We start from the raw sequence: 25,001 nt of genomic DNA on the forward strand, positions 1-25,001 counted from the left end.
TGCGATGCTCGGCGCCGTGGAGACCAGGTCAGTCAGCCCCGTCTTCGTCGGCCGCGCCGGCGAACTCACCGCCCTCACCGAGGGGCTCTCCCGCGCGACCGGGGGAGAGCCCCAGGCCCTGCTCATCGGCGGTGAGGCGGGTGTCGGGAAGACCCGGCTCATCGAGGAGTTCCTCGACACGGCCTGCCAGCGGGGCGCCGTCGTCGCCCTCGGCGGCTGCGTCGAACTCGGAGCCGACGGCCTGCCCTTCGCCCCCTTCTCCGCCGCCCTGCGCGCCCTCCGCCGCGCCCTCCCCGAGGAGTTCGCCGACGCCGCCGACGGCCAGGAGGGCGAGCTCGCCCGTCTGCTGCCCGAACTGGGTGACCCCGGCGGTCACGACCCCTCCGACGAGGACTCCACCGCCCGCCTCTTCGAGCTGACCGTGCGGCTCCTGGAGCGGCTCGCCACCTCCAGGACGACCGTGCTCGTCCTGGAGGACCTGCACTGGGCCGACGCCTCCACCCGGCACCTGTTCACCTACCTGCTGCGCACCCTGCGCCACGGCCGGATCGTCGTCGTCGCCAGCTACCGGGCCGACGACATCCACCGCCGGCACCCGCTGCGCCCCCTCCTCGCCGAACTCGACCGGCTCCGCACCATCCGCCGCATCGAGCTCGCCCGCTTCACCCGTACCGAGGTGCACCGCCAGCTCACCGGCATCCTCGCCGCCGAACCCGCCCCCGGGCTCGTCGACGAGGTCTTCGACCGCTCCGACGGCAACGCCTTCTTCGTCGAGGAACTCGTCGTCTCCCACACGGCCGGCTGCGCCCCGGGCCAGCTCAGCGACTCCCTGCGCGACCTCCTGCTCGTCCGGGTCGAAACGCTTCCCGAGGCGGCCCAGCGGGTCACCAGGGTCGTCGCCGAGGGCGGCTCCACCGTCGAGTACGGGCTGCTCGCCGCCGTCGTCCGGCTCACCGAAGACGAGCTGATCGAGGCGCTGCGGGCCGCCGTCGGGGCCAACATCCTGCTCGCCGTCCCGGACGGGGACGGCTACCGCTTCCGCCACTCCCTCGTCCGCGAGGCCGTCAGCGACGACCTGCTGCCGGGCGAGCGCTCCCGCACCAACCGGCGCTACGCCGAGGCCCTGGAGGCCGACCCGGGCCTCGTGCGCCCCGAGGAGCGCGCCACCCGCCTCGCCACCTACTGGTACCACGCGCACGACCCGGCCAAGGCCCTGCCCGCCGTCCTGCGCGCCTCCGTCGAGACCCGCAAGCGCCACGCCTACGCCGAGCAGCTCCGCCTCCTCGAACGCGCCATGGAGCTCTGGGACGAGACGCCGGAGGAGGTCCGCGGCTCGCTGCGCCCCCTGGACTACGCCGATGCCTACCCCGCCTGCGGCTGTGACCCGGGGACCACTCCGCTGCGCTATCTCGACCTCCTCGCCGAGGCCGCGGTCGCCGCACGGTTCAGCGGTGCGCGCGAACGCGCCCTCAAGATCTGCAGGATGGCGCTGCGCCTCCTCGACGAGGAGCGCGAGCGCGACCCCCTGCGCGCCGCCTGGTTCTGGACCGAGAAGGCCCGCCTCCAGTCCAACCTCGGCCGCGGTGACGGTTGGGAGGAGATCGCCCGCGCCCAGGAGCTCGTCAAGGGCCTGCCGCCCTCCGCCGTGCACGCCACGGTCCTGGTGGGCGCCGCCGGCTGGGGCATGCTCCGCAACCCGGGCCCCGAGGCCCTCCTCGCGGCCGAGCGGGCCGTCGAGTACGCCCGTCTGGTCAAGGCCGGGTCGATCGAGCTCAACGCCCGCCTCACCCTCGGCACGATCATGGTCTCGGCCGGTGACGTCGAGGCCGGGCTCGCCGAGCTGCACGAGGTGCGGGAGCGGACCACGGCCCTCGGCCAGCACTACGTGGCCTCCCGCGCCCACACCAACATCGCCTCCTGCCTGGAGTCCCTCGGGCGTTCCGCCGAGGCCGTCGAGATCGCCGATGCGGGCATCCGGCTCGCCGCTTCCTCCGGCCTCGTCGACGCCGCCGGCTGGATCGAGGCCAACCGGGTGGAGTCCCTCCTCTCCCTCGGGCGGTGGGAGGAGGCCCGGGACGCGGCGCAGCAGCTGCTGCGCCGGGCGACCGGCACGAAGCCGCGCGGCTCCGCCTCGCTCCACCTGGCCCGGCTCGCCGTCGCCCGCGGCGAGCTCGACGCCGCCACCCGTCACCTCGCCGAGGCCCATGCCGTCCACGGCAACCGGGACCCGATCCCGCAGTACACCCTGCCCATGGCACAGGTCGAGATCGCCGTGGCCGCCGCCGAGGGGCGCCTCGCGGACGTACGGGCCGGGGTCGCCGCCGTCGTGGAGGCCGGTTTCCCGCCCGGTACCCACCGCTACGGCTGGCCGCTCGTCCTGACCGCCGTCACCGCCGAAGCCGACAACCGGGGGCTGCCGGCCGCCGCCGAGGGCCGTGCCGAGGCCCTCGGTCTGATCCGTCGCTGCGTCCGCGACCTCGCCGCTCCGGCCCCGGTCTGGGCCGCCCACTCCCGGCAGGTCTCCGCCGAGCTCGCCCGTGCCGAGGGCCGGGAGTCCGCCGTCCACTGGGCCGAGGTCGTCGACGCCTGTGCACCGCTGGCCCGCCCCGCCCAGCTGGCCGGCGCCCGCCATCGCCTCGCCGACGCGCTGCTCGCCGGGGGAGGCCGCAGGGAGGAGGCCGCGGCGCTGCTCCGCGAGGCCCATGCCACGGCGGTCCGGCTCGGTGCCCGCCCGCTCCGCGAGGAGGTGGAGCTGCTGGCCACCCGAGCCCGCCTCCCGCTCGTTCCCGAGGAGTCCCGGGCACCGACGGAGCCCGGTGGCCACGGCTTCGGCCTGACCCCCCGGGAGCAGGAGGTGCTGGGCCTGGTCGCGGCCGGGCGCAGCAACCGTCAGATCGCCGAGGAGCTGTTCATCTCACCCAAGACCGCCAGCGTCCACGTCTCCCACATCCTCACCAAGCTCGGCGTCGCCGGCCGGGGCGAGGCCGCCGCCCTGGCCCACCGCCTCCGGCTCCTGGACGCATCCGCCTGATCCGCGGGGGAGCCGTATGGTGACCCGGCCCGAGCTCAGGTCCACCGGGCCGCGTGCCGGGTCGGCGTCCCCGGGGTCCTCCCGGGTCAGGGCCTGTCGGCGCCGCTCCTCCTCGGCGTGCCGACGTCCCGGCGCGAAGAACTCCTCCAGTCCACCGAACACGGTCACCGCCTCCTCACTCCGCGACGAGCCGGAGGATCCGGTCGTCCCCGGGGCCCGGGGTTCCCCGGGTGTCGGTCTCGCTGGTCACCAGCCAGAGCCGGTCGCCGCCCGCGGCGAGGACCGTGCGGAGGCGTCCGTACTCACCCGTCAGAAACGCCTCGGGCTCTCCGGAACGTTCCGCTCCGGAGAGCGGGATCCGCCACAGCCGCTCTCCCCTGAGCCCGGCCATCCAGATCGCCCCCCGTGCGTAGGCGATCCCGCTCGGTGAGGCCTCCGAGGTCGGCCACTGGGCCACCGGGTCCACGAAACCGGCCCTTCCGCTCCGCCCCTCGGCCTCCGGCCAGCCGTAGTTCCGCCCCGGTCGCACCAGGTTCAGCTCGTCCCAGGTGTTCTGCCCGAACTCGGCCGCCCACAGCCGACCCCCCGCGTCCCAGGCGAGCCCCTGCACGTTCCGGTGCCCGTACGAATAGACCACGGAGCCCTCGAAGGGGTTGCCCGGCGCGGGTTCGCCCTCCGGGGTCATCCGCAGGATCTTCCCGCCCAGGGAGTCCAGGTCCTGGGCGAGCCCGGTCCGGCCCGTCTCGCCCGTGCCCGCGTACAGCATCCCGTCCGGGCCGAACGCGATCCGCCCGCCGTTGTGCACCCGACCCTTGGGAATGCCGGTGAGCACCGGCTCCGGGGCGCCGAGCCGGTCGCCGTCCCCGCCGTCGTACCGCATCCGCACGATGCGGTTGTCCGACGCGGCCGTCAGGTACGCGTACACCAGGTCGTCCCGGACCGCGAGGCCCAGCAGCCCGCCCTCGCCGCCCGGCACGACCCCCGGCACTTCGCCGAGCACCGTCCGGGCGCCGGTCCGGGCGTCGATCCGGCTGATCGTCCGCTCGTCCCGCGAGGAGACGAGCAGATCGCCGCCCGGGAGCTCCGCGAGCCCCCAGGGGGACTCCAACCCTTCGGTGAGGGTGCCCGCCACCGTCACCCGACCGTCCCGGGGCCCGGGGGACGGGTCCGGTGCGGAGGAGGCGGACGCCGGCGCGGCCGTGGCCGCCCCTTCCCCCGGGCTTCCCGGGGCACAGCCGGTCACCAGGGCGAGCACCGCGGTGCCGCACAGGACCTTCGCCACGGCTGGACGGCTCATGGCCCGTTCCCCCTTCGACGAGACGAACGGCTTCTCCTGCTAGAACACCGCGGACTCCTCGGGGGTTCCCGCCGTCCGGCGGGTCGCCTCAGTCCCAGGACCCCCGGGGCGCCGGAAGCGCCGCGATCTCCGCCAGGTCCTCCGCGGTGAGCCGCAGCGCGGACGCCCCGGCGTTCTCCACCGCCCACCGTTCCCGTTTCGTCCCCGGCACCGGCACGACGTGCGGGCCGAGGCCGAGCGTCCAGGCGAGCGCCACCTGCGCCGGGGTGACTCCGGAGCCGTGCCGGGCGGCCACCCGGCGCAGCCCCGCCACCAGCGGTTGGTTCGCCGCCATCATCTCGGCGGTGAAGCGGGGGTGCCGGGCCCTCGGGTCGTCCGGTTCGAAGCCGCCGCCCGGGGTCAGCGTCCCGGTCAGGAAGCCGTTCCCCAGCGGCATCGCGGCCAGGAACCCGATGCCCCGGGTCGTGCACCAGGGCAGCAGGCGCGCCAGGGCCTCCTGCGACCACACCGACAGCTCCGCCTCCACCGCCGCCACCGGGAAGACCTGCTGGATCCGTTCCAGTTGGCGGATCGTTCCCTCGTAGCCGTCGCCCGTCGCCCCCCGGCGGGTCGAGCGGGCGCCGACCGCGCACAGCCCGAGGGCCCGCACCTTGCCCGCCGACACCAGCTCGGCCATGGCGCCCCAGGTCTCCTCGACCGGTACCTCGGGATCGGCCCGGTGCAACTGGTACAGGTCGATCACATCGGTCTGGAGCCGCCGCAGCGAGGCGTCGCAGGCCCGACGCACATAGCCCGGCCTGCCGTTGGCGACCACGTGCTGGTCGCCGACGAGCAGTCCGCACTTCGTCGAGACGAAGGCCTCGGACCGGCGCTCCTTCAACGCCCTTCCCACCAGCAGCTCATTGGTGAACGGCCCGTACATGTCGGCGGTGTCGAGCAGGCTCACCCCGGCGTCCAGCGCCGCGTGCACGGTGCGCAGCGAGCGGTCCCCCCGCTGCTGCGAGCGGCTGTAGGCCCAACTCATCGGCATGCAGCCCAAGCCGATCGCCCCCACGTCGAGCGCCGTCGCCCCGATACTCCTGCGCTCCACCTGCCGGTACCCCTCCCTGTGCCGTCCCCCAAACTAACCAATGGGGCGGGAGGTTCATCGCATAGCCTCCCGGTCATGAGATTCGAAGACACGACCGCTGACGTGTGGCTTCCCGTTCCGGCGGACGAGATCGAGGGGCTCCCCGCACCGGGGGAGTCGGGCTTCAGCTACCTCTTCTGGGACGGCGGTCCCGAGTTCCCCGCCGATCCGGCGCGCTGTGCGTTCTACGTCGTCCCCTACATGAAGGGCTCGGAGATCGCCGTACGGCCGCTGGGCGCGATGACCTCGGTCCGTGTCGTGCAGACGATGTCCGCCGGCATCGACCACGTCACGCCGGGCGTCGGCCTGTTGCCGCCGGGGGTCTCCCTCTGCAATGCCAAGGGCGTCCACGAGGCCAGCACCGCGGAGCTCGCGCTCGCCCTCGTCCTCGCCTCCCTGCGCGGCATCCCCGGCTTCGTGCGCGGCCAGGACGCCGAGGAATGGCGGGCCGGTTTCTACCCGGCCCTCGCCGACAAGTCCGTCCTGATCGTCGGGTACGGCTCGATCGGTTCCGCCATCGAGGACCGGCTCGCACCCTTCGAATGCGCGCGGGTGGCGCGCGTCGCGCGCTCCGCCCGCACCACAGGGCGCGGCCCGGTGCACGCCCTGACGGAGCTGCCCGCACTCCTTCCGGAAGCGGACGTGGTCGTGCTCTCCACGCCGCTCACGCCCGAGACCACGCACCTCGTCGACGCCGGGTTCCTCGCCCGGATGAAGGACGGGGCGCTCCTGGTGAACGTCGCCCGGGGGCCGGTCGTCGACACGTCGGCACTGCTCAAGGAGGTCGAGGGCGGCCGGATCACGGCGGCCCTGGACGTCACGGACCCCGAACCGCTGCCGGCCGGACACCCCTTGTGGCACGCTCCGGGTGTTCTGATCAGCCCTCATGTGGGAGGTTCCACTTCGGCCTTCATGCCGAGGGCGAAGCGGCTGATCGCCGGACAGTTGCGGAGGTTCGCTGCGGGCGAGGAACTGGTCAACGTCATCCTCACCACCGACTGAACCGCGGGCCCGTGTTCGCCCGTTCGGGTGGTGTGTGCCTCCTCGGTCGCCCACGAACGCTCCGCCCGTCACGGAGAGTACCGTCACCCTGTCCCTGAGTGACGGTCCTGGTGTATCGTCCGATGGCGGGGGACTGCGTCGAGTACGGGCTGACGCCGGGGAGCAAAGTGACGGGACATCAGATTCCGAGGGGGGTGACGGGTGGAGTGCGGCCGAGGGATCGACGATCCGACACGGCGCCGCCGCCGTCGCCGAGCCTTCCGCACGTCGCCGCCGACCTCGCCTGCTCGGTGCCGGGCCAGGCCGCCCCGCACCGCGGACCACAGGCCGCAGCGCCGGACGCCGGGCGCGAGCCACGGGGCGGTGCCGGGCGCGAGCGCACCACCCACGACCGCGCCGGGTGCGAGCACACCACCCACGACGGCCCCGGGGGCGCCACCGGGACCGCCGGCGAACCCACGGCGCGGTCGCACGAGGCGGCCGGCTGTGGCGGCCCGGTGCCGGAGGGGGCGGTGAGCGCGCCCGGGGCGGTCCTCCACCGCCCCGCCGCCGGCAGCGGCGGCACCCCCGGCACCCCGGACCCCGGGCGCCCGCGCCTCGGCGGTGCGGTCGCCCAGATCGCCCTCGGGATCGTCTGTGCGGGCTACACCACCGGTGCCTCCCTCGGCTGGGGATCCCCCCGACTGGCGCTCTTCATGGGCGACTTCGGCCTCAGCGCCGCCGCGCTCACCGCCGCGGTCTCCTGCTTCCTCTACGGCCGCGCCCACCGCGGCAGCGCTCGACCGGCCTGGCTGCTCTTCGCCTTCTCCTCCTTCATGGCGGCTGCCGGAAACGCCGTGTGGGGCTGGTACGAAGTCGTGCTCCGCGTCGACGTGCCGGACACCTCCGCGGCGGACCTCTTCTTCCTGCTCTTCGCCCCGCCCGCCATCGTGGGCCTCCTCGTCCTCGCCAAGAAGCCGGTCACCCGGGCCGGCTGGGTCTGCCTCGCGCTCGACGCCTGGCTGATCGGCGGCTCCCTGCTCACGCTCTCCTGGAGCCTCGCCCTGGCCCGCACCGCGGACTTCGAGGGCGAGTCCGTGGCGCAGGCCGCCCTGTCACTGGCGTACCCGCTGCTCGACATCGTGCTCGTCAGCATGGTCCTGGTCCTGCACTTCAGGCGCTCCCAGGCGAACCGCTCGGCGACGAACACCGCGATCGCCGCCCTCGCCCTGACCGTGCTGTGCGACGCCCTGTTCACCTCGCCGCTGCTCCGCGAGAACTACGCCTCCGGCCAACTGCTCGACGCCGGCTGGTTCGCCGGCTCGCTGCTCCTCGCCTATGCCCCCTGGGGAGTGCGCCGCCCCCCGGACAACGTGACCTCCGCGCGCGGTCCCTGGCTCCACAGCCGCCCGGTCGCCGGCTCGCTCGCCGCTCTCACCCCGTACCTCGCCGCGGCCGTCTGCACCCTCGGCATCCTGTACAACGTGGTCGAGGGCCGCCGGGTCGACCGCGTCGTCGTCCTCACCGGCTGCACCGTGGTGCTCGCCCTCGTCGTGCGGCAGGGCATCATGCTCCTCGACAACATCGCCCTCACCCACGAACTGGCCCAGAAGGAGAACCACTTCAGGTCCCTCGTGCAGGGATCGAGCGACGTCATCATGATCGCCGCCCCCACCGGGACGCTCCGCTACGTCAGCCCCGCCGCTTCCGGCGTGTACGGACGGGACGCCGACGAACTCGTCGGCTCCGAACTCGCCGCCCTCATCCACCCCGAGGACCTCGGCGCCGTCATCCACGAGGTGCGCCGCTTCCTGGCGGCTTCGCCCGCCACCGAGCCCACCACCCGGATCGAGTGCCGCTTCCGTTCCGGCCGCGGCGATTGGCTCAACGTCGAGTCGACCGTCAACCGGCACCAGGGCGGCCTGATCTTCAACAGCCGCGACGTCACCGAACGCGTCCGCCTCCAGGCCCAGTTGCAGCACAACGCCGAGCACGACCCGCTCACCGACCTGCCCAACCGGGCCCTCTTCACCCGACGCGTCCGGCAGGCCCTCGGGGGCCGCCGCTCCTCCGACCCCGGCACCGCCGTGCTCTTCATCGACCTCGACGGCTTCAAGGGGGTCAACGACCGGCTCGGACACCAAGCCGGCGACGACCTCCTCGTCCAGGCCGCCCGTCGCCTCCACGACTCCGTGCGCGCCGGGGACACCGCGGCCCGGCTCGGCGGCGACGAGTTCGCCGCCCTCATCCTCGGCGACGGCAGCCGCGACCAGGCCGCCCGCCACACCCAGGTCCAGGAGATCGCCGACCGCCTCCGGCTCACCCTCTCCCAGCCCTACCGCGTGGACGGCGGCAACGAGGTCCGGGTCGCCGCCTCCATCGGCGTCGCCTTCGCCGAGCCCGGCATCGAGGCCGGCGCCCTGCTGCGCAACGCCGACCTGGCGATGTACCGGGCGAAGGCCGCGGGCAAGGACCGCGTCGAGCTCTACGCCCCGCAGATGCAGGCCGAGGTGGCGCGTCGGACCGAGTTGGCCACCCGGCTGCGCACGGCCCTCCACGACGGCGAGTTCGCCCTGCTCCACCAGCCGGTCGTCGACCTCGCCACCGGCCGGATCGCCGCCGTCAGCGCCCAGGCCCGCTGGCGGTCCACCCAGGGCATCCTGTTCACCCCCACCGAGTACCTCCGCGTCACCGACGACGGCGAGCGCACCGCCGAGCTCGGCCGCTGGCTCCTGGAGGAAGCCATCGAGCAAGCCGCCGAGCGGGCCGGAATCGGCCACCGCACGCCCGTCGCCGTCCGCCTCCCGGCCCGCCGCCTGCTGGACCGCTCGCTGCCCCTCGGCTCGATCGAGTCGCTCCTCACCCGGCACGGCCTGCCCTCCGGCTCGCTGATCGTCGAACTCGCCGACAGCGACCCCCGGACCTCGCTCGACGAACTCGAACAACGCCTGGTCGCCCTGCGCCGACTCGGCATCCGGATCGCGCTCGACGGATTCGGCAGCGGACACATGGCGATCAACGCGCTGCGGAGGCTCCCCGTCGACATACTGAAGCTGGACCGGGGCCTCGTCGAGGGCGTCGTGGAGTCGGCCCGCCTGCGCAAGATCACCCGCGGGGTGCTCCGCATCGCCGGTGAGCTCGGCCTGCGGACCGTCGCCGAGGGCGTCGACGTGCCGGAGCAGGTCATCGCCCTGCGCGCGATGGGGTGCAGCCACGCCCAGGGCATGGCCTTCTCCGGGCCGCTCGACGAGTACCGGCTGCGCAGGGCCCTCGTGCGGGACGACTATCCACTGCCCGGGACGGTCCCCGTCCGTGTCGGAAACCATCCCCCGATTCGCTCAAATAATGAGACGCCCGTCCCACCCACTTGACAGTCACGAGGGCGGAGAGGGAGGGTCAGTGCCATGCGCACCCGAATTCTCGTACTTGGAAAGCGCGTCGGCTGAGGCAGGCCCCCAGAGAAGGCCCGCCTGAAACGCACCCGACGCGCTCCCCTCGCTTGCCTCACGGCACGAGGGGTTTTTTGTTGCACCGGCTCGCCCCCGAGTCGTACCAAACCCTCGCGAAAACCCTCTGCTTCGAGAAGAGATGCTGATGACCGAGCAGGCCACCGGGCACCATCCGCAGCCGCGGCCCCGTAGCGGCGCGCAGTCCGCTACCACCGTCGAGCACGTCACGGGTGCGCAGTCCCTCATCCGTTCTCTCGAGGAAGTGGGCGCCGACACCGTCTTCGGCATTCCCGGCGGCGCGATCCTCCCGGCCTACGACCCGATGATGGACTCGCAGCGGGTGCGCCACATCCTGGTCCGTCACGAGCAGGGCGCGGGGCACGCCGCCACCGGTTACGCCCAGGCGACCGGCAAGGTCGGGGTCTGCATGGCGACCTCGGGACCCGGCGCCACCAACCTGGTCACCCCGATCGCCGACGCCCACATGGACTCGGTCCCGCTCGTCGCGATCACCGGCCAGGTCGCCTCGAAGGCGATCGGCACGGACGCCTTCCAGGAGGCGGACATCTGCGGCATCACGATGCCGATCACCAAGCACAACTTCCTCGTCACCAAGGCCGAGGACATCCCGCGGACGATCGCCGAGGCCTTCCACATCGCCTCCACCGGCCGTCCGGGCCCGGTCCTGGTCGACATTGCCAAGGACGCCCTCCAGGCGAAGACCACCTTCAGCTGGCCGCCGCAGACCGACCTGCCCGGCTACCGCCCGGTGACCAAGCCGCACGCCAAGCAGATCCGCGAGGCCGCCAAGCTGATCTCCGCGGCCAAGCGGCCCGTCCTCTACGTCGGCGGCGGCGTCATCAAGGCCGGTGCCACCGCGGAGCTGAAGATCCTCGCCGAGCTCACCGGCGCCCCGGTCACCACCACCCTGATGGCGCTCGGTGCGTTCCCCGACAGCCACCCGCTGCACGTCGGCATGCCCGGCATGCACGGCGCGGTCACCGCCGTCACCGCACTGCAGAAGGCCGACCTGATCGTCGCCCTCGGCGCCCGCTTCGACGACCGCGTCACCGGCAAGCTCGACAGCTTCGCCCCGTACGCCAAGGTCGTCCACGCGGACATCGACCCGGCCGAGATCGGCAAGAACCGCACGGCCGACGTCCCGATCGTCGGTGACGCCCGCGAGGTCATCGCCGACCTGGTCCAGGCCGTCCAGGCGGAGCACAGCGAGGGCAACAAGGGCGACTACAGCGCCTGGTGGAGCGACCTGAGCCGCTGGCGCGAGACCTACCCGCTCGGCTACGACCTGCCGGAGGACGGCAGCCTCTCGCCGCAGCAGGTCATCCAGCGCATCGGCCAGCTCGCCCCCGAGGGGACGATCTTCGCGGCGGGCGTCGGCCAGCACCAGATGTGGGCCGCCCACTTCATCGACTACGAGCAGCCGGCGACCTGGCTGAACTCCGGCGGTGCCGGGACGATGGGCTACGCGGTCCCCGCCGCGATGGGCGCGAAGGCAGGCCTGCCCGACCGGCCCGTCTGGGCGATCGACGGTGACGGCTGCTTCCAGATGACCAACCAGGAACTCACCACCTGCGCCCTGAACAACATCCCGATCAAGGTCGCCATCATCAACAACGGCGCCCTCGGCATGGTCCGCCAGTGGCAGACCCTCTTCTACAACCAGCGCTACTCCAACACCGTCCTGCACTCCGGCCCGGACGACGTCCAGGCGAACAAGGGCACCCGCGTCCCCGACTTCGTCAAGCTCTCCGAGGCCATGGGCTGTGTCGCCCTGCGCTGTGAGGACCCGGCCGACCTGGACAAGGTCATCGCCGAGGCCAATGCCATCAACGACCGCCCGGTCGTGGTCGACTTCATCGTCCACGAGGACGCCCAGGTCTGGCCGATGGTCGCCGCCGGAACCTCGAACGACGAGGTCATGGCCGCACGGGGCGTCCGCCCCGACTTCGGCGACGGCGAAGACGACTGAGCGCGCAGAGCGATAGAGGAAGAGACCCAGACATGTCCACCAAGCACACGCTCTCCGTTCTCGTCGAGAACACGCCCGGCATCCTCGCCCGGATCGCCGCCCTGTTCTCCCGCCGCGGCTTCAACATCGACTCGCTCGCCGTCGGCGTCACCGAACACCCCGACATCTCCCGCATCACCATCGTGGTCAGTGTCGAGGACCTGCCCCTGGAGCAGGTCACCAAGCAGCTCAACAAGCTGGTCAACGTCCTGAAGATCGTCGAACTCGAGCCCGGCGCTGCGATCCAGCGCGAGCTCGTCCTGGTGAAGGTCCGCGCCGACAACGAGACCCGCTCCCAGATCGTCGAGATCGTGCAGCTGTTCCGCGCCAAGACCGTGGACGTCTCGCCCGAGGCGGTCACCATCGAGGCCACCGGTTCGAGTGACAAGCTCGACGCGATGCTCAAGATGCTGGAGCAGTTCGGCATCAAGGAGCTCGTGCAGTCCGGCACGATCGCCATAGGGCGTGGCGCCCGGTCCATCACGGACCGGTCCCTGCGGGCCCTCGACCGCAGCGCCTGAGAGTCTTCGGAGGTCAACCGCCGGTTCATCCGGCGGTCCGACTGACGAGACCCGAAAACCTTCCTCCCGCTCCCCGCCGTACGGTGGGACGCAACACCAGCACCTCAAGGAGATTCCCAGTGGCCGAGCTGTTCTACGACGACGACGCCGACCTGTCCATCATCCAGGGCCGCAAGGTCGCGGTGATCGGTTACGGCAGCCAGGGCCACGCCCACGCGCTGTCGCTCCGTGACTCCGGTGTCGACGTCCGCGTCGGCCTGCAGGAGGGTTCGAAGTCGAAGGCCAAGGCCGAGGAGCAGGGCCTGCGCGTCGTCTCCGTCGCCGAGGCCGCGGCCGAGGCCGACCTCATCATGATCCTGACCCCGGACCCGATCCAGGCCCAGGTCTACGAGGAGTCCATCAAGGACAACCTGAAGGAGGGCGACGCGCTCTTCTTCGGCCACGGCCTGAACGTCCGCTACGGCTTCATCAAGCTCCCCGAGGGCGTCGACGTCGCCCTGGTCGCCCCGAAGGGCCCGGGCCACCTGGTCCGCCGTCAGTACGAGGAGGGCCGCGGCGTTCCGTGCATCGCCGCCGTCGAGCAGGACGCGACGGGCAACGCCTTCGCGCTGGCGCTCTCGTACGCCAAGGGCATCGGCGGCACCCGCGCCGGCGTCATCAAGACGACCTTCACCGAGGAGACCGAGACCGACCTGTTCGGTGAGCAGGCCGTCCTCTGCGGTGGCACCGCGGCCCTGGTCAAGGCGGGCTTCGAGACCCTGACCGAGGCCGGCTACCAGCCGGAGATCGCCTACTTCGAGTGCCTGCACGAGCTGAAGCTCATCGTCGACCTCATGTACGAGGGCGGCCTGGAGAAGATGCGCTGGTCGGTCTCCGAGACCGCCGAGTGGGGCGACTACGTGACCGGCCCCCGGATCATCACCGACGCCACCAAGGCCGAGATGAAGAAGGTCCTGGCGGAGATCCAGGACGGCACCTTCGCCAAGGAGTGGATGGCGGAGTACCACGGCGGTCTGAAGAAGTACAACGAGTACAAGACCCAGGACTCCCACCACCTCCTGGAGACCACCGGCAAGGAGCTGCGCAAGCTCATGAGCTGGGTGAACGACGAGGAGGCGTAAGCCTTCGGGGGTGGGGCCGGACGGTGTGTCCGGCCCCTTCCCCCATCCTTGGACAGCCCGTCCAACCACGGACGGGTGATCCTTCCAACGAGGCGCATGCACGGCGCCGATGCGCCACTACACTTCTCAACAACATACGCGTCAGGCCCACAGCGTCGTGCGCTTTCACGCGGCAAGCCCCTCCACCGCCTGCGGCCGTCGGGACGGCCGTCCGCACTGGACCTGTGAGGACTCACGTGAGCTCGAAACCCGTCGTACTCATCGCTGAAGAGCTGTCGCCCGCCACCGTCGACGCACTGGGCCCGGACTTCGAGATCCGGCACTGCAACGGCGCCGACCGGGCCGAGTTGATCCCCGCCATCGCCGATGTGGACGCGATCCTGGTCCGTTCCGCGACCAAGGTCGACGCCGAGGCCATCGCCGCCGCCCGCAAGCTGCGGGTCGTCGCCCGCGCCGGCGTCGGTCTGGACAACGTCGACGTCTCCGCCGCCACCAAGGCCGGCGTGATGGTCGTCAACGCCCCCACCTCGAACATCGTCACCGCGGCCGAACTCGCGTGCGGCCTGCTGGTCGCCACCGCGCGCAACATCCCCCAGGCCAACACCGCGCTGAAGAACGGCGAGTGGAAGCGCTCGAAGTACACGGGCGTCGAGCTCAGCGAGAAGACCCTCGGCGTGGTCGGCCTCGGCCGCATCGGCGTCCTCGTGGCCCAGCGGATGTCCGCCTTCGGGATGAAGGTCGTCGCGTACGACCCCTATGTCCAGCCGGCCCGCGCCGCCCAGATGGGCGTCAAGCTCCTCGCCCTGGAGGAGCTGCTCGAAGTCGCCGACTTCATCACCGTCCACCTGCCGAAGACCCCGGAGACCGTCGGTCTCATCGGTGACGAGGCGTTGCACAAGGTCAAGCCGGGCGTCCGCATCGTCAACGCCGCGCGCGGCGGAATCGTGGACGAGGCGGCGCTGTACTCGGCGCTCAAGGAGGGGCGCGTCGCCGGCGCCGGCCTCGACGTGTACGCCAAGGAACCCTGCACGGACTCCCCGCTCTTCGAGCTCGACCAGGTCGTCTGCACCCCGCACCTCGGCGCCTCCACGGACGAGGCCCAGGAGAAGGCCGGCGTCGCGGTCGCCAAGTCGGTGCGCCTGGCGCTCGCCGGGGAGCTGGTTCCGGACGCGGTCAACGTCCAGGGCGGCGTCATCGCCGAGGACGTGAAGCCGGGTCTGCCGCTCGCCGAGAAGCTCGGCCGGATCTTCACCGCGCTCGCCGGCGAGGTCGCCGCCCGGCTCGATGTCGAGGTCTACGGCGAGATCACCCAGCACGATGTGAAGGTGCTCGAACTCTCCGCACTCAAGGGCGTGTTCGAGGACGTGGTCGACGAGACCGTGTCGTACGTCAACGCCCCGCTGTTCGCGCAGGAGCGCGGTGTCGAGGTCCGTCTGACGACCAGCTCCGAGTCGCCGGACCACCGCAACGTCGTCACCGTGCGCGGCACTCTGGCGAGTGGCGAGGAGGTCGCGGTCTCCGGCACGCTCGCCGGCCCCAAGCACCTCCAGAAGATCGTCGCCGTCGGTGACTACGACGTGGACCTGGCGCTCGCCGACCACATGGTCGTGCTGCGCTACGAGGACCGCCCGGGCGTCGTCGGCACCGTCGGCCGGATCCTCGGTGAAGCGGGCCTCAACATCGCCGGCATGCAGGTCTCCCGCGTGGAGGAGGGCGGCGAGGCGCTCGTCGTGCTCACCGTGGACGACACCCTCCCGGCTCCGGTGCTCGCGGAGATCGCCCTGGAGATCGGCGCCACCTCGGCCCGCTCGGTCAACCTCGTCTGACACGAGGTCCGGCCCCTCGTACCCGGCTGTCAGACGATCGTCTTACACGAACGTCTAGCAGCCGGGTACGGTGCTGTCATGGGACACAAGGAAGACCTCCTCGAAGGCGCCAAGCGCTGCCTCCTGGAGAAGGGGTACGGGCGCACCACGGCGCGTGACGTCGTCGCCGCCTCGGGCACCAACCTCGCCTCCATCGGTTACCACTACGGCTCCAAGGACGCCCTGCTCCAGCAGGCCTTCCTGGCCCTCACCGAAGAGTGGGGCGGCCGGGCCGGGGCGGCGGGCTCCGGCGAGGAGAAGCAGGACCTCCCGGCCGACCCCTACCAGCGGTTCCACGCCGTCTGGGAACAGGTCATCGCCGCCGCCGGAGCGAGCCGCCCGCTCTGGAAGCTGCAGACCGAGATCGTCACCCGGCTCGACGACGACGAGAAGCTGCGGGAGGCGATCAAGGAGCCGCAGCGGGAGGGGCGGCTCGGAATGGCCGCGGGCTTCCTCGGCATCGACCCGGAGGCGCACCCGGAGAAGGCGCGGGTGGCCGGGTTGCTCTGCCAGGCCCTGGCGACCGGCGTCATGATCCAGTGGATGGTGGACCCGGAGACCGCGCCGAGCGCGGACGACCTCACCGAGGGGCTCAGGGTCCTGATGGAGGGCCCGTAGGAAAGGCCCGCGCGTCCCCCGCGGCCGTGGCCGTGCCCAGGGGGACGCGGGCGGGGCGGGGTGCCGCAACCGTACTGCTGCGGTCCGGTCCCCATCGTGCACCGGGCGGATTCACAGCCGGGCCGCCTTGAGCGCCATGTGGAGGAGGAGTCGGTCCTCGCCCGCGTCCAGATCGAGGCCGGTGAGCTGCTCGACCCGGGAGAGTCGGTAGTAGAGGGTCTGCCGGTGGATGCCCAGGGCCGCCGCGGTGCGGCCCGCCTGGCCCGCGTGGTCGAGGAACGCCTCGGCGGTGCGGGCCAGTTCGGCGTGGGTCGGGGCGAGCAGGGCGCGCACCGCGGGGTCCGGTTCGGCCGGGGGCAGGGCGGTGAGCAGCCGGTACGGGCCGATCGCCGACCAATCCGCGACCGGGCCGAGCAGGGGGCGGGCGGTTGCCGCACGGGCCGCCGCAGTGGCCTCGCGCCAGGAGGCGTCCAGGTCCGCCAGGCCCCGCCGGGGAGTGGCCACGCCGGTGACGGCCGCGGGGGCCGTGGGGTCGCCCAGCCGGGTCGTCGCGGTGGTGACGGGGGACAGGTTGTCGGCCGACCGCAGTCGCACCAGGACCGCGAGGGCGCGGGGCGCTCCGCCCTCCGGCGGCGCGGAACCCGGAGAACCGGAGGGCGGGAGGGGTGGCGGGCGCCACGGAAGGGTGCACAGGGCGGCGGCGCCGGGGACCGCACGCGGGGACGGGGCGTCCTCGTCGGACCAGGGGGCCCGGCACATCACGGCGTGGAGCCCCTCCGCGTCCGGGCCGAGCGCGGCGCGCAGGGCGGTGACGGCCATGTCGTACTGCCAGCCGCGCTCCGCGGTCAGGGCGGCCCGCAGTTCCCGGGAGAGGTCCGCGCCCGCCCGCTCCTCGTCGGCGAGGAGGTCGCCGATGCGGGCGGCGACCTCCATCGCCGCGGTGAGCCGCGCGTGCGAGGGCCCCGGCTCGGCGTCGAGCAGCCACACGTATCCCAGCACGACACCCCGATGGCGTACGGGCAGGCAGATCCGGTCCCGGAAGACGCCGGCGTCGGGGGCGGCGGGGATGCGGACCGGGCCGGTGGCCCGGGTGATGCCGAAGCCCTCGAACCAGGCGCGGACCGCGGGGGAGGACTTGCGGGTGAGGATCGAGCGGGTCCTGACCGGGTCCATGGCGCTGTCGTCGTCGCTGTCGTGGGCTCCGAAGGCGATCAGGCCGAAGTCGCGGTTCTCCAGTGTCGCGGGGGCGCCGAGCAGCGCCGAGATCTCGTCCACCAGATCCTGGTAATCGCCCTTCACGGCCACATTCTCGCACCCGCCGGGAAGTTCCTCAGACAGATGTATGAGGCGTGGGCCACGGATGCGTGACAGCTGTAGATGGCGGACGATCGGAGCGATCCATAGGTTTCACGGTGGTTCCCCGTGCCGTTCCCGTTTCGTTCCCTTGATCCGGGTACGGCCCCGTCCTACCTTTGCCCTTTGGAGGTGCCCCGTGCTGGGTCCCGTGATCCTCGCCGCGTCGCGCAGCGACAAGATGCGCCGTCTCGTTTCGGCCGCCCCAGGGACCAAGCAGGTCGTCGCCCGCTTCATCGCCGGGGAGACGGTCGGCGACGTCGTCCCGATCGTCTCCGAGCTGAGCGGACGGGGCCTGGAGGTCACCCTCGACGTCGTCGGTGAGGACATCACCACCGTCGAGCAGTCGTACGCCGCCCGGGACGCCTACCTGGAGCTCATCGGCCGCCTCAAGGAGCTGGGCCTCGGCGAGCGCGCCGAGATGTCCGTGAAGCTGTCGATGTTCGGCCAGTCGCTGGAGGACGGCCACGAGCTGGCCCTCGCGAACGTGCGCCCGGTCGTGGCCGCTGCCGCCGAGATCGGCACCACCGTCACCCTGGACGCCGAGGACCACACCACCCTCGACTCGATGTTCGCCATCCACGAGGAGCTCCGGAAGGACTTCCCGCAGACCGGCTGCGTCATCCAGGCGTACCTCTTCCGCACCGAGGAGGACGCCCGCCGCCTCGCCGAGAACGGCTCCCGGGTCCGGATCGTGAAGGGCGCCTACAAGGAGCCCGCCTCCGTCGCCCTCCAGGACAAGGCCGAGATCGACAAGGCGTACGTCCGGATCATGAAGATCCTGATGGACGGCGAGGGCTACCCGATGGTCGGCTCGCACGACCCGCGCCTGATCTCCATCGCCCAGGAGCTGGCCCGCCGCGCCGGGCGCAAGCTGGACGAGTACGAGTTCCAGATGCTGTACGGCATCCGCAGCGAGGAGCAGAACCGCCTCGCCGCGGAGGGCCACCGCATGCGCGTCTACACCGCGTACGGCACCGACTGGTACGGCTACTTCATGCGCCGCCTCGCGGAGAAGCCGGCCAACCTCCTCTTCTTCGTCCGCTCCGTCCTCACCAAGGGCTGAACCCACCTCTCACAAGGAGTTACGCGACTCATGGACGCTGTCACCCAGGTCCCCGCTCCGGTCAACGAGCCGGTGCACAGCTACGCCCCCGGCTCCCCCGAGCGCGCCCGCCTCGAGACCAAGCTCAAGGAGCTGGCCGAGAACCCGCGCGAACTGCCGATGACCATCGGCGGAGTGAAGCGCCTCGGAGGCGGCGAGGAGTTCGAGGTCGTCCAGCCGCACAACCACCGGGCCGTCATCGGCACCTTCCGCGGCGCCACCGAGCAGGACGCCCAGGACGCGGTCGACGCCGCCCTCGCCGCGGCCCCGGCCTGGCGCGCGATGTCCTTCGATGACCGTGCCGCGATCATCCTGCGCGCCGCCGAGCTGCTCGCCGGTCCGTGGCGCGAGACGCTGGCCGCGTCCACCATGCTCGGCCAGTCGAAGACCGCCCAGCAGGCCGAGATCGACACCCCGTGCGAGCTCGTCGACTTCTGGCGCTTCAACGTGGCGTACGCCCGTCAGATCCTCGCGGAGCAGCCGCCGGCGAACTCCCCGGGCGTCTGGAACCGTCTGGACCACCGCCCGCTGGAGGGCTTCGTCTACGCGATCACGCCGTTCAACTTCACGGCCATCGCGGGCAACCTGCCCACCGCTCCCGCCCTGATGGGCAACGTCGTGGTGTGGAAGCCGTCCCCGACGCAGACGCACTCCGCCGTGCTCCTCATGGAGCTCCTGGAGGAGGCCGGTCTGCCGAAGGGCGTCATCAACCTGGTGACCGGTGACGGCATCGCCGTCTCCGAGGTGGCCCTGAACCACCCCGACCTGGCCGGCATCCACTTCACCGGCTCGACCAAGACCTTCCAGCACCTGTGGAAGACGGTCGGCACCAACATCGAGAAGTACCGCTCCTACCCGCGGATCGTCGGCGAGACCGGCGGCAAGGACTTCGTCGTCGCCCACCCCAGCGCCGACCGTGCCGTCCTGAAGACCGCGCTGACCCGTGGCTCCTTCGAGTTCCAGGGCCAGAAGTGCTCCGCTTCCTCGCGCGCCTACATCCCGGCCTCCCTCTGGAACGACGGTTTCAAGGAGGAGTTCGCGGCCGAGGTCGACGGCATCGCCATGGGTGACGTCACCGATCTGTCGAACTTCATCGGCGCCGTCATCGACGAGCGTTCGTTCGCCAAGAACAAGGCGGCGATCGACCGTGCCGCAGCCGACCCGAGCTGCACGATCATCGCCGGCGGCAGCTACGACGACTCGGTGGGCTACTTCGTCCGTCCGACCGTCATCGAGTGCACCGACCCGGAGAACGAGGTCTTCAAGGCCGAGTACTTCGGCCCGATCCTCGCGGTCCACGTCTACGAGGACGACCAGTACGACGCCATGCTGACCCAGATGGAGTCGGTCTCCGACTACGCCCTGACCGGCTCGGTCATCTCCGGTGACCGCGCCGCCGCCGCGTACACGATGGAGAAGCTCCGCTTCGCCGCGGGCAACTTCTACATCAACGACAAGTCGACCGGCGCCGTCGTCGGCCAGCAGCCCTTCGGCGGCGGCCGTGCCTCGGGCACGAACGACAAGGCGGGCGCCCCGCAGAACCTGATGCGCTGGACGCTGACCCGCGCCATCAAGGAGACGCTGGTCCCGCCGACCGAGTACGGCTACCCGCACATGGGCTGATGCCGTAGCTCCCCCTGATCACCGCCCCCCTCCTCGGTCCCCCAATCGAGGACGGGGGCGGTTCTCATTCCCCCCGGACCGCACGGCGCCCCAGGAAGTCGTCGATGAGCGCGGCGATCGTCGGCGCATGGGTCTCCAGGGCGAAGTGGCCGGTGGGCAGGAGGTGGACCTCGGCGTCCGGGAGGTCGCGGCGGAAGGCTTCGGCGCCCGCCGGCACGAAGACCCGGTCGCCCTCTCCCCAGACGGCGAGGAGCGGGACCCGGGACGTGCGGAAGTACTCCTGGAAGGCGGGGTAGAGCGTGAGGTTGGAGCCGTAGTCGGCGATCAGGTCCAGCTGGACGGCGTCCTGTCCCTCGCGGGCCATCAGGGCGGCGTCGTGGTGCCAGGAGTCCGGGTCGATCAGGTCCCGGTACGCGGCGGGGACGCCCGTCTCGTACTGCCATCTGATGCCGTCGAGGGAGCGGAGGGCGCGGACCGGCTCCTCGGTCTCGGGGGTGCGTTCCCGGACGAGGGCGAGGACCGGTGCCCAGGCCTCGGCGCCGAGGCCCTCCTCGTAGGCGTTGCCGTTCTGGCTGACGATCGCGGTGATGCGGTCGGGGTGGGCGAGGGCGAGGCGGAGGCCGAGGGGGGCGCCGTAGTCCTGGACGTAGAGGGCGAATCGGTCCAGTCCGACGGCCTCGGTGAACTCCGCAGTGATCGCGGCGAGTTCGGCGAAGGTGTAGTCGAATGCGGCGGCCGAGGGGGCTGCGCTGCGACCGAAGCCCAGGTGGTCGGGGGCGACCAGGCGGTACCGGTCGGCGAGCAGCGGCATCAGGTCGCGGAACATGCGCGAGCTGGTGGGGAAGCCGTGCAGGAGCAGAAGGGCCGGTGCGTCGACCGGGCCGGCCTCGCGGTAGGCGATCTCGTGTCCCCGGACGGTGGCGGTGCGGTGGTGGATCGGCAGCACGAGCATCGTTCTAACCTCTTAAGGTGCGTTGAATGGTTACAGGGAGAGTCAAGGGGGTGGAGGTTTAACCTGTCAATGGCTTTTCAGGGGTTAGTTGTCCGTGGCAGGGTGGTGCCATGACGGTCAGGACCGCACCCACCCATGAGCTCGGCTCCGCCAGGCTCCGCTCCGTGCGCAGGATGCTCGACGTCGCCTTCGAGGGGGACTTCTCCGACGAGGACTGGGACCACACCCTCGGCGGCCTGCACGCCTGGATCGAGGACGAGCGGGGCATCGCCGCCCACGGCGCCCTGGTGCAGCGCCGGGCGCTCCACCGGGGACGCTCGCACCGGGTCGGATACGTGGAAGGGGTCGCCGTCCGCGGCGACCTCAGGAGGCGGGGGCTCGGCGGTGCCGTGATGGCCGAGCTGGAGCGGGCGATCGACGGGGCCTACGCCTTCGGGGCGCTCGGCGCCTCGGACGACGGGGCCGCGCTCTACCGGACCCGCGGCTGGCAGGTCTGGGAGGGGCGCCTCGAAGCCCTCGGGCCGGACGGGATCGTCCGCCTCGCCGAGGAGGAGGGGTACGTGCTGCTGCGCCCGGCCGCCGGTCGGCCCCTGCCCGACACCGCCGTCCCGCTGCTCTTCGACTGGCGGGACGGCGACGTGATGTGACGCTGCCTCAGGGGTGTCGGCGCCCCTGCTGCACGTACCCCTTGCCGGTCTCCAGCCTCGCCGTGTACGTGGCGGAGGCGGCCCAGCCCACCCCGAAGAGCGCGATCGCGTACCCCGGCAGCCCGAGCCCCGTCAGTGACGCTCCGAGCAGCGCGAGCGCCGCCACCGCCCAGATCGCGAGCGCGACCTTGCCCCGTCGGCTGAGGAACAGCCACCCGTGCGGACGTGCGGGTGGGCTCGCCAGGTTCCCGGCCGGCCCGGCGCTCGCGGCCCGCGGGCGCTTGAAGTAGCCGTACACCAGCCACTCTCCGCACAACTCCCAGCCTTCCGGCTCCAGTTCGCCCAACGCCCGGGTGCGCCCTCCGCCCTTGATCACTTCGCGACGGTACTCCCAGGTGAGGGCCACGCCGGGCGCCCGGCGGCAGACGAAGCGGCCGAGCGCATCGAGCGACTCCACCTCCCATCCCTGGGCGCCGTGCACGGCCAGCATCCTGCGGTCGTTGAAGAGGTCGGCGGTCCAGGTCCAGGACTCGGCGCGGTCGTCCGGCTCGGCGGGCTCCGGCGCGAGCCCGCCGAGCCGCGCGGCGAAGGACGCGGCCGGCCCGAACTCCTCCTCCGGGGCGGTGCCGGTCTCCGCGAGATGGGCCCGCAGGTCCTCGACGGTCGAGGAGGTCTGCGCCTCCGGTACGCCGGCGGCGCGCAGTGCGTCCGCCAGTTCGGAGAAGTAGGCGTCGGTGGTCATGGTGCGGTTCCCCCTGCGTGCAGTTGCGCTCGTACGGCCCGGTGGAACTCCGTCCAGGCCTCGCTCTCGGCCGCCAGATGGGCCCGGCCCGGCGCGGTCAGCCGGTAGTAGCGGCGTCCCGGGCCGCGCTCGGCGGCGCGGAACTCGGCCTCCACCAGACCGGCCTGCTCCAGGCGGTTCAGCACGGGATAGAGCGTCCCGCCCTTGATCTCGCCCAGGCCCGCACCGGCGAGCGCCTTCGCGATCTCGTACCCGTAGCTCTCGCCGTCGGTCAGGCAGGAGAGGACGAGCAGGTCGAGGACGCCCTTGAGCCAGCTGGGTCTGCGATCTGCGGCCATGCGTGCATCTCATCACTAGCTAGATAGGAAAGCAATCTAGGTAGTGACGGGGGTGAGCGAATCGTCCGCAGGGGGCGTTCAGGCGGCTACCAGCATCTTTCCGAGGTTCTCCCCGCGCAGCATCCCCAGGAAGGCGTCCACGATGTGCTCGAAGCCCTCCACCACCGTCACGTCCAGCGGCAGCGCCCCGCTCCGCAGTTGCGGGACGGCGAGGTCGTACAACTCCTCCAGGGCGTCCGTGTGGTTGCGGACCAGGAAGCCCTCGAGCCGGATGCTCTTGCCGACCAGGTCGAAGAGGTTCCGCGGGGCCGGCGGGGGAGCGGACGGCGAGTGGTACTGGCCCACCGCGCCGACCCAGGCGATCCGGCCGTGCTCGCGCAGCGAGGCGATCGCGGCCTCCAGGTGCGCACCGCCCACCCCGTCGAGGGCCGCGTCGATCCCCTCCGGTGCGGCCCTCGACAGCAGCTCCGCCACCGGCCCCTCGTGGTAGTCGAAGGCCGCGTCGAAGCCCACCCGCTCCGTCAGGTGCGCCACCTTGCCGGCCGAGCCCGCGCTGCCGACCAGTCGGCCCGCACCGAGCAGGCGGGCCAGCCGCCCCGCCGCCGTGCCCACCCCGCCCGCGGCCGCCGACACGAAGAGGTCCTCGCCGGGCTGGAGTCGTGCGATCCGGGTCAGGCCCACATAGGCCGACAGGCCCGTACCGCCCAGCAGGCTCAGATGCGCGGCGAGCGGCACCCCGGGGCCGAAGTCCGGGACCGGGCGCGTCCCGCCCGGTTCGACCAGGGCGTGGGTGCGCCAGCCCTTGCGGTGCAGCACGAGGTCCCCGGGGCGCAGCGCCGGGGCGCGGGAGTCCAGCACCCGCCCCAGGGTGCGACCCTCCATGGGGGAGTTCAGGGTCCACAGTTCGTCGCCGTCCATCGCCTCGCGGTGGTACGGGTCCACGGACCACTGCAGGTTCTCGACGAGCGCGGTGCCCGGTTCCGGGGAGGGCACCGGAGACTCGACGAAGGCGAAGTGGGCCGGGGTGGGGAAGCCGGTGGGGCGGGCGGTCTGCTGGACGGTGATCATGGTGTCGTTCGTCATGCCGCAGACCGTAGGGAGGAATCCGGTGGTCGGGCAGGGGCCTGCTTTCATGGAACCGGCCGTTCCATGAAAGTTGCTCATGTGCCCAGGTGGGGAGTGCTCCATGACCGATCTCGCACCGCGCGAACTGCGGATCCTCGTTGCCGTCGGCCGCACGGGCGGCTTCTCGGCCGCCGCCGTCGCCCTCGGCATGACCCAGTCCGCCGTCTCCCATTCGGTGCGGACGAGCGAGCGCAAGCTCGGTGCCGTCCTCTTCGAGCGCGGACGGAACGGCGCCGTGCCCACCGCTGCCGGCGAGCGGGCCCTGGCCCACGCCCGGCGGGTGCTGCGCCTGCTGGAGGTGATGGGGGTGGAGGTGCGGGGCGCCGGGGGCGAAGCCGTCGCGGGCCCGCTGCGGATCGTCGCCTTCCGCAGTGCGGCGCTCCATCTGCTGCCGGGCGCCCTGGAGCGCCTGACGTCCCGCCATCCGGGGCTGGTGCCGGAGGTCCGGATCGTGCGGGAGGTGGGGGCGGGCGCCGCGGGCGAAGTCCTGGACGGCCGGGCGGACATCGGCATCGCGACCCTCGGCGCCGGTGCGCCGGTTCCGTCCGAACTGGTCGGAGGCGTCCTCCTCGACGAGGGGTACGCACTCGTCCACCCGGCCGGACACCCGGCGCCGCGCTCGCTGCCGCTGGTCGACTGGGCGGAGAACTGCACCTCGTACACCCGGGAGTGGTGGGCCGCCCAGGAGTGGCTGCCGGCGGCGACGGTGGAGGCCGAGGACGACGGGGCGGTGCTCTCGATGGTGAGCAGCGGTTTCGGGATGGCCGTGATGCCGGAACTGTCCCTGGTCGGAGCACCGCCCTCGGTGGAGGTCACCGATCTCGGGGCGGCGCGGCCGACCCGCTCCGTCGGCTACGTCACCACTCCTGAGCTGGCGAAATCCCGTGCCGTGCGGGCGCTCATCCGCGAGCTGCGGGGGCGGGCGGGCCGATCGCCGTCTCAGATAGTAGGAAGTCCGAGTAATTGTGGAGACAGATGAGGGTGCCTGCCCTAGCTTTGTAGAAGCCGAACGTCTCGCTCCATCGAGCGAAGGGCGGTCGAGAGCGCAACGTCCCGTGCAGGCAACCCCTGCGAC

The 25,001-nt window shown here is 72.1% G+C and carries 20 protein-coding genes; 12 read left to right on the forward strand and 8 right to left on the reverse strand.

The window, feature by feature from the left end; all coding sequences use genetic code 11:
• Positions 1–4: 4 nt before the first annotated feature.
• Positions 5–3,031 carry an AAA family ATPase gene (locus ACFW22_RS02895; protein ID WP_386398024.1) on the forward strand — a complete coding sequence of 1,009 codons (3,027 nt, stop codon included), beginning with the start codon at positions 5–7 and terminating at the stop codon, positions 3,029–3,031.
• Here ACFW22_RS02895 and ACFW22_RS02900 read toward each other — a convergent pair.
• From ACFW22_RS02900 to ACFW22_RS02910, 3 genes are all read right to left on the reverse strand, one after another.
• Positions 2,915–3,199: a DUF6191 domain-containing protein gene (locus ACFW22_RS02900; protein ID WP_386397919.1), complete on the reverse strand. Its 285-nt coding sequence runs from the start codon at positions 3,197–3,199 to the stop codon at positions 2,915–2,917. The genes ACFW22_RS02895 and ACFW22_RS02900 overlap by 117 nt on opposite strands.
• A gap of 7 nt (positions 3,200–3,206) precedes the next feature.
• Entirely contained in the window at positions 3,207–4,328 is a 1,122-nt protein-coding gene (locus ACFW22_RS02905) for a PQQ-dependent sugar dehydrogenase (RefSeq protein WP_386397922.1), read from the reverse strand.
• A gap of 88 nt (positions 4,329–4,416) precedes the next feature.
• Positions 4,417–5,418, reverse strand: a complete 1,002-nt coding sequence (locus ACFW22_RS02910; RefSeq protein WP_386397925.1) for an aldo/keto reductase — start codon at positions 5,416–5,418, stop codon at positions 4,417–4,419.
• 75 nt (positions 5,419–5,493) lie between these two features.
• Between ACFW22_RS02910 and ACFW22_RS02915 the strand changes: the two genes are divergently transcribed.
• From ACFW22_RS02915 to ACFW22_RS02945, 7 genes are all read left to right on the forward strand, one after another.
• Complete coding sequence (locus tag ACFW22_RS02915) at positions 5,494–6,459, forward strand: 2-hydroxyacid dehydrogenase (protein WP_386397930.1); 966 nt, start codon at positions 5,494–5,496, stop codon at positions 6,457–6,459.
• A gap of 512 nt (positions 6,460–6,971) precedes the next feature.
• Positions 6,972–9,809, forward strand: a complete 2,838-nt coding sequence (locus ACFW22_RS02920; protein ID WP_386398026.1) for a putative bifunctional diguanylate cyclase/phosphodiesterase — start codon at positions 6,972–6,974, stop codon at positions 9,807–9,809.
• Positions 9,810–10,026: 217 nt separating this feature from the next.
• The gene (locus ACFW22_RS02925) at positions 10,027–11,877 is read left to right on the forward strand and encodes an acetolactate synthase large subunit (protein WP_386397935.1); all 1,851 of its coding nucleotides are present in this window, start codon (positions 10,027–10,029) and stop codon (positions 11,875–11,877) included.
• A 32-nt stretch (positions 11,878–11,909) separates the two neighbouring features.
• The gene (gene ilvN / locus ACFW22_RS02930) at positions 11,910–12,437 is read left to right on the forward strand and encodes an acetolactate synthase small subunit (RefSeq protein ID WP_384876516.1); all 528 of its coding nucleotides are present in this window, start codon (positions 11,910–11,912) and stop codon (positions 12,435–12,437) included.
• A gap of 119 nt (positions 12,438–12,556) precedes the next feature.
• Positions 12,557–13,558: a ketol-acid reductoisomerase gene (gene ilvC, locus ACFW22_RS02935; protein WP_386397939.1), complete on the forward strand. Its 1,002-nt coding sequence runs from the start codon at positions 12,557–12,559 to the stop codon at positions 13,556–13,558.
• 236 nt (positions 13,559–13,794) lie between these two features.
• Entirely contained in the window at positions 13,795–15,384 is a 1,590-nt protein-coding gene (serA, locus tag ACFW22_RS02940; RefSeq protein ID WP_386397942.1) for a phosphoglycerate dehydrogenase, read from the forward strand.
• 78 nt (positions 15,385–15,462) lie between these two features.
• Positions 15,463–16,041, forward strand: coding sequence for a TetR/AcrR family transcriptional regulator (locus ACFW22_RS02945; RefSeq protein WP_386397947.1), 579 nt, complete (start codon positions 15,463–15,465; stop codon positions 16,039–16,041).
• A gap of 111 nt (positions 16,042–16,152) precedes the next feature.
• Here the strand turns inward: ACFW22_RS02945 and ACFW22_RS02950 are convergent, their stop codons facing one another.
• Entirely contained in the window at positions 16,153–17,340 is a 1,188-nt protein-coding gene (locus ACFW22_RS02950) for a PucR family transcriptional regulator (protein WP_386397950.1), read from the reverse strand.
• A gap of 193 nt (positions 17,341–17,533) precedes the next feature.
• Here ACFW22_RS02950 and ACFW22_RS02955 point away from each other — a divergent pair, with 193 nt between their 5' ends.
• Entirely contained in the window at positions 17,534–18,460 is a 927-nt protein-coding gene (locus ACFW22_RS02955) for a proline dehydrogenase family protein (RefSeq protein ID WP_386397952.1), read from the forward strand.
• Positions 18,461–18,490: 30 nt separating this feature from the next.
• Positions 18,491–20,122 (forward strand): L-glutamate gamma-semialdehyde dehydrogenase, encoded by a 1,632-nt coding sequence (pruA, locus tag ACFW22_RS02960; protein WP_386397954.1) that lies wholly within the window; start codon positions 18,491–18,493, stop codon positions 20,120–20,122.
• Positions 20,123–20,186: 64 nt separating this feature from the next.
• Here pruA and ACFW22_RS02965 read toward each other — a convergent pair whose 3' ends face one another.
• The gene (locus tag ACFW22_RS02965; RefSeq protein WP_386397957.1) at positions 20,187–21,074 is read right to left on the reverse strand and encodes an alpha/beta fold hydrolase; all 888 of its coding nucleotides are present in this window, start codon (positions 21,072–21,074) and stop codon (positions 20,187–20,189) included.
• Positions 21,075–21,184: 110 nt separating this feature from the next.
• Here ACFW22_RS02965 and ACFW22_RS02970 point away from each other — a divergent pair, with 110 nt between their 5' ends.
• Positions 21,185–21,721, forward strand: coding sequence for a GNAT family N-acetyltransferase (locus ACFW22_RS02970; protein ID WP_386397960.1), 537 nt, complete (start codon positions 21,185–21,187; stop codon positions 21,719–21,721).
• 7 nt (positions 21,722–21,728) lie between these two features.
• On the opposite strand, the gene ACFW22_RS02975 is transcribed toward ACFW22_RS02970, so the two are convergent.
• The 3 genes from ACFW22_RS02975 to ACFW22_RS02985 all read right to left on the reverse strand — a co-directional run bounded on the left by ACFW22_RS02975 (position 21,729) and on the right by ACFW22_RS02985 (position 23,884).
• On the reverse strand, positions 21,729–22,463 hold the full coding sequence (locus tag ACFW22_RS02975; RefSeq protein ID WP_386397964.1) for a hypothetical protein: 735 nt from the start codon (positions 22,461–22,463) through the stop codon (positions 21,729–21,731).
• Positions 22,460–22,801 carry a PadR family transcriptional regulator gene (locus ACFW22_RS02980; protein ID WP_386397968.1) on the reverse strand — a complete coding sequence of 114 codons (342 nt, stop codon included), beginning with the start codon at positions 22,799–22,801 and terminating at the stop codon, positions 22,460–22,462. Before ACFW22_RS02980 ends, ACFW22_RS02975 begins: the two co-directional genes overlap by 4 nt.
• 78 nt (positions 22,802–22,879) lie before the next feature.
• Complete coding sequence (locus ACFW22_RS02985) at positions 22,880–23,884, reverse strand: zinc-binding dehydrogenase (RefSeq protein ID WP_386397972.1); 1,005 nt, start codon at positions 23,882–23,884, stop codon at positions 22,880–22,882.
• A gap of 103 nt (positions 23,885–23,987) precedes the next feature.
• Here ACFW22_RS02985 and ACFW22_RS02990 point away from each other — a divergent pair, with 103 nt between their 5' ends.
• A complete protein-coding gene (locus tag ACFW22_RS02990) occupies positions 23,988–24,905 on the forward strand; it encodes a LysR family transcriptional regulator (protein WP_386397975.1) in 918 nt (305 codons plus the stop codon).
• Positions 24,906–25,001 lie beyond the last annotated feature (96 nt).

This window comes from Streptomyces sp. NPDC058872, from assembly GCF_042743065.1.
Taxonomy (GTDB): domain Bacteria; phylum Actinomycetota; class Actinomycetes; order Streptomycetales; family Streptomycetaceae; genus Streptomyces.

Excerpts from the sequence above, each read along its gene's own strand:
- ACFW22_RS02895 (WP_386398024.1), top strand. The coding sequence starts at position 5 with ATGCTCGGCGCCGTGGAGACCAGGTCAGTCAGCCCCGTCTTCGTCGGC.
- ACFW22_RS02905 (WP_386397922.1), bottom strand. The coding sequence starts at position 4,328 with ATGAGCCGTCCAGCCGTGGCGAAGGTCCTGTGCGGCACCGCGGTGCTC.
- ACFW22_RS02915 (WP_386397930.1), top strand. The coding sequence starts at position 5,494 with ATGAGATTCGAAGACACGACCGCTGACGTGTGGCTTCCCGTTCCGGCG.
- ACFW22_RS02925 (WP_386397935.1), top strand. The coding sequence starts at position 10,027 with ATGCTGATGACCGAGCAGGCCACCGGGCACCATCCGCAGCCGCGGCCC.
- ilvN (WP_384876516.1), top strand. The coding sequence starts at position 11,910 with ATGTCCACCAAGCACACGCTCTCCGTTCTCGTCGAGAACACGCCCGGC.
- ACFW22_RS02945 (WP_386397947.1), top strand. The coding sequence starts at position 15,463 with ATGGGACACAAGGAAGACCTCCTCGAAGGCGCCAAGCGCTGCCTCCTG.
- pruA (WP_386397954.1), top strand. The coding sequence starts at position 18,491 with ATGGACGCTGTCACCCAGGTCCCCGCTCCGGTCAACGAGCCGGTGCAC.
- ACFW22_RS02965 (WP_386397957.1), bottom strand. The coding sequence starts at position 21,074 with ATGCTCGTGCTGCCGATCCACCACCGCACCGCCACCGTCCGGGGACAC.
- ACFW22_RS02970 (WP_386397960.1), top strand. The coding sequence starts at position 21,185 with ATGACGGTCAGGACCGCACCCACCCATGAGCTCGGCTCCGCCAGGCTC.
- ACFW22_RS02975 (WP_386397964.1), bottom strand. The coding sequence starts at position 22,463 with ATGACCACCGACGCCTACTTCTCCGAACTGGCGGACGCACTGCGCGCC.
- ACFW22_RS02980 (WP_386397968.1), bottom strand. The coding sequence starts at position 22,801 with ATGGCCGCAGATCGCAGACCCAGCTGGCTCAAGGGCGTCCTCGACCTG.
- ACFW22_RS02985 (WP_386397972.1), bottom strand. The coding sequence starts at position 23,884 with ATGACGAACGACACCATGATCACCGTCCAGCAGACCGCCCGCCCCACC.
- ACFW22_RS02990 (WP_386397975.1), top strand. The coding sequence starts at position 23,988 with ATGACCGATCTCGCACCGCGCGAACTGCGGATCCTCGTTGCCGTCGGC.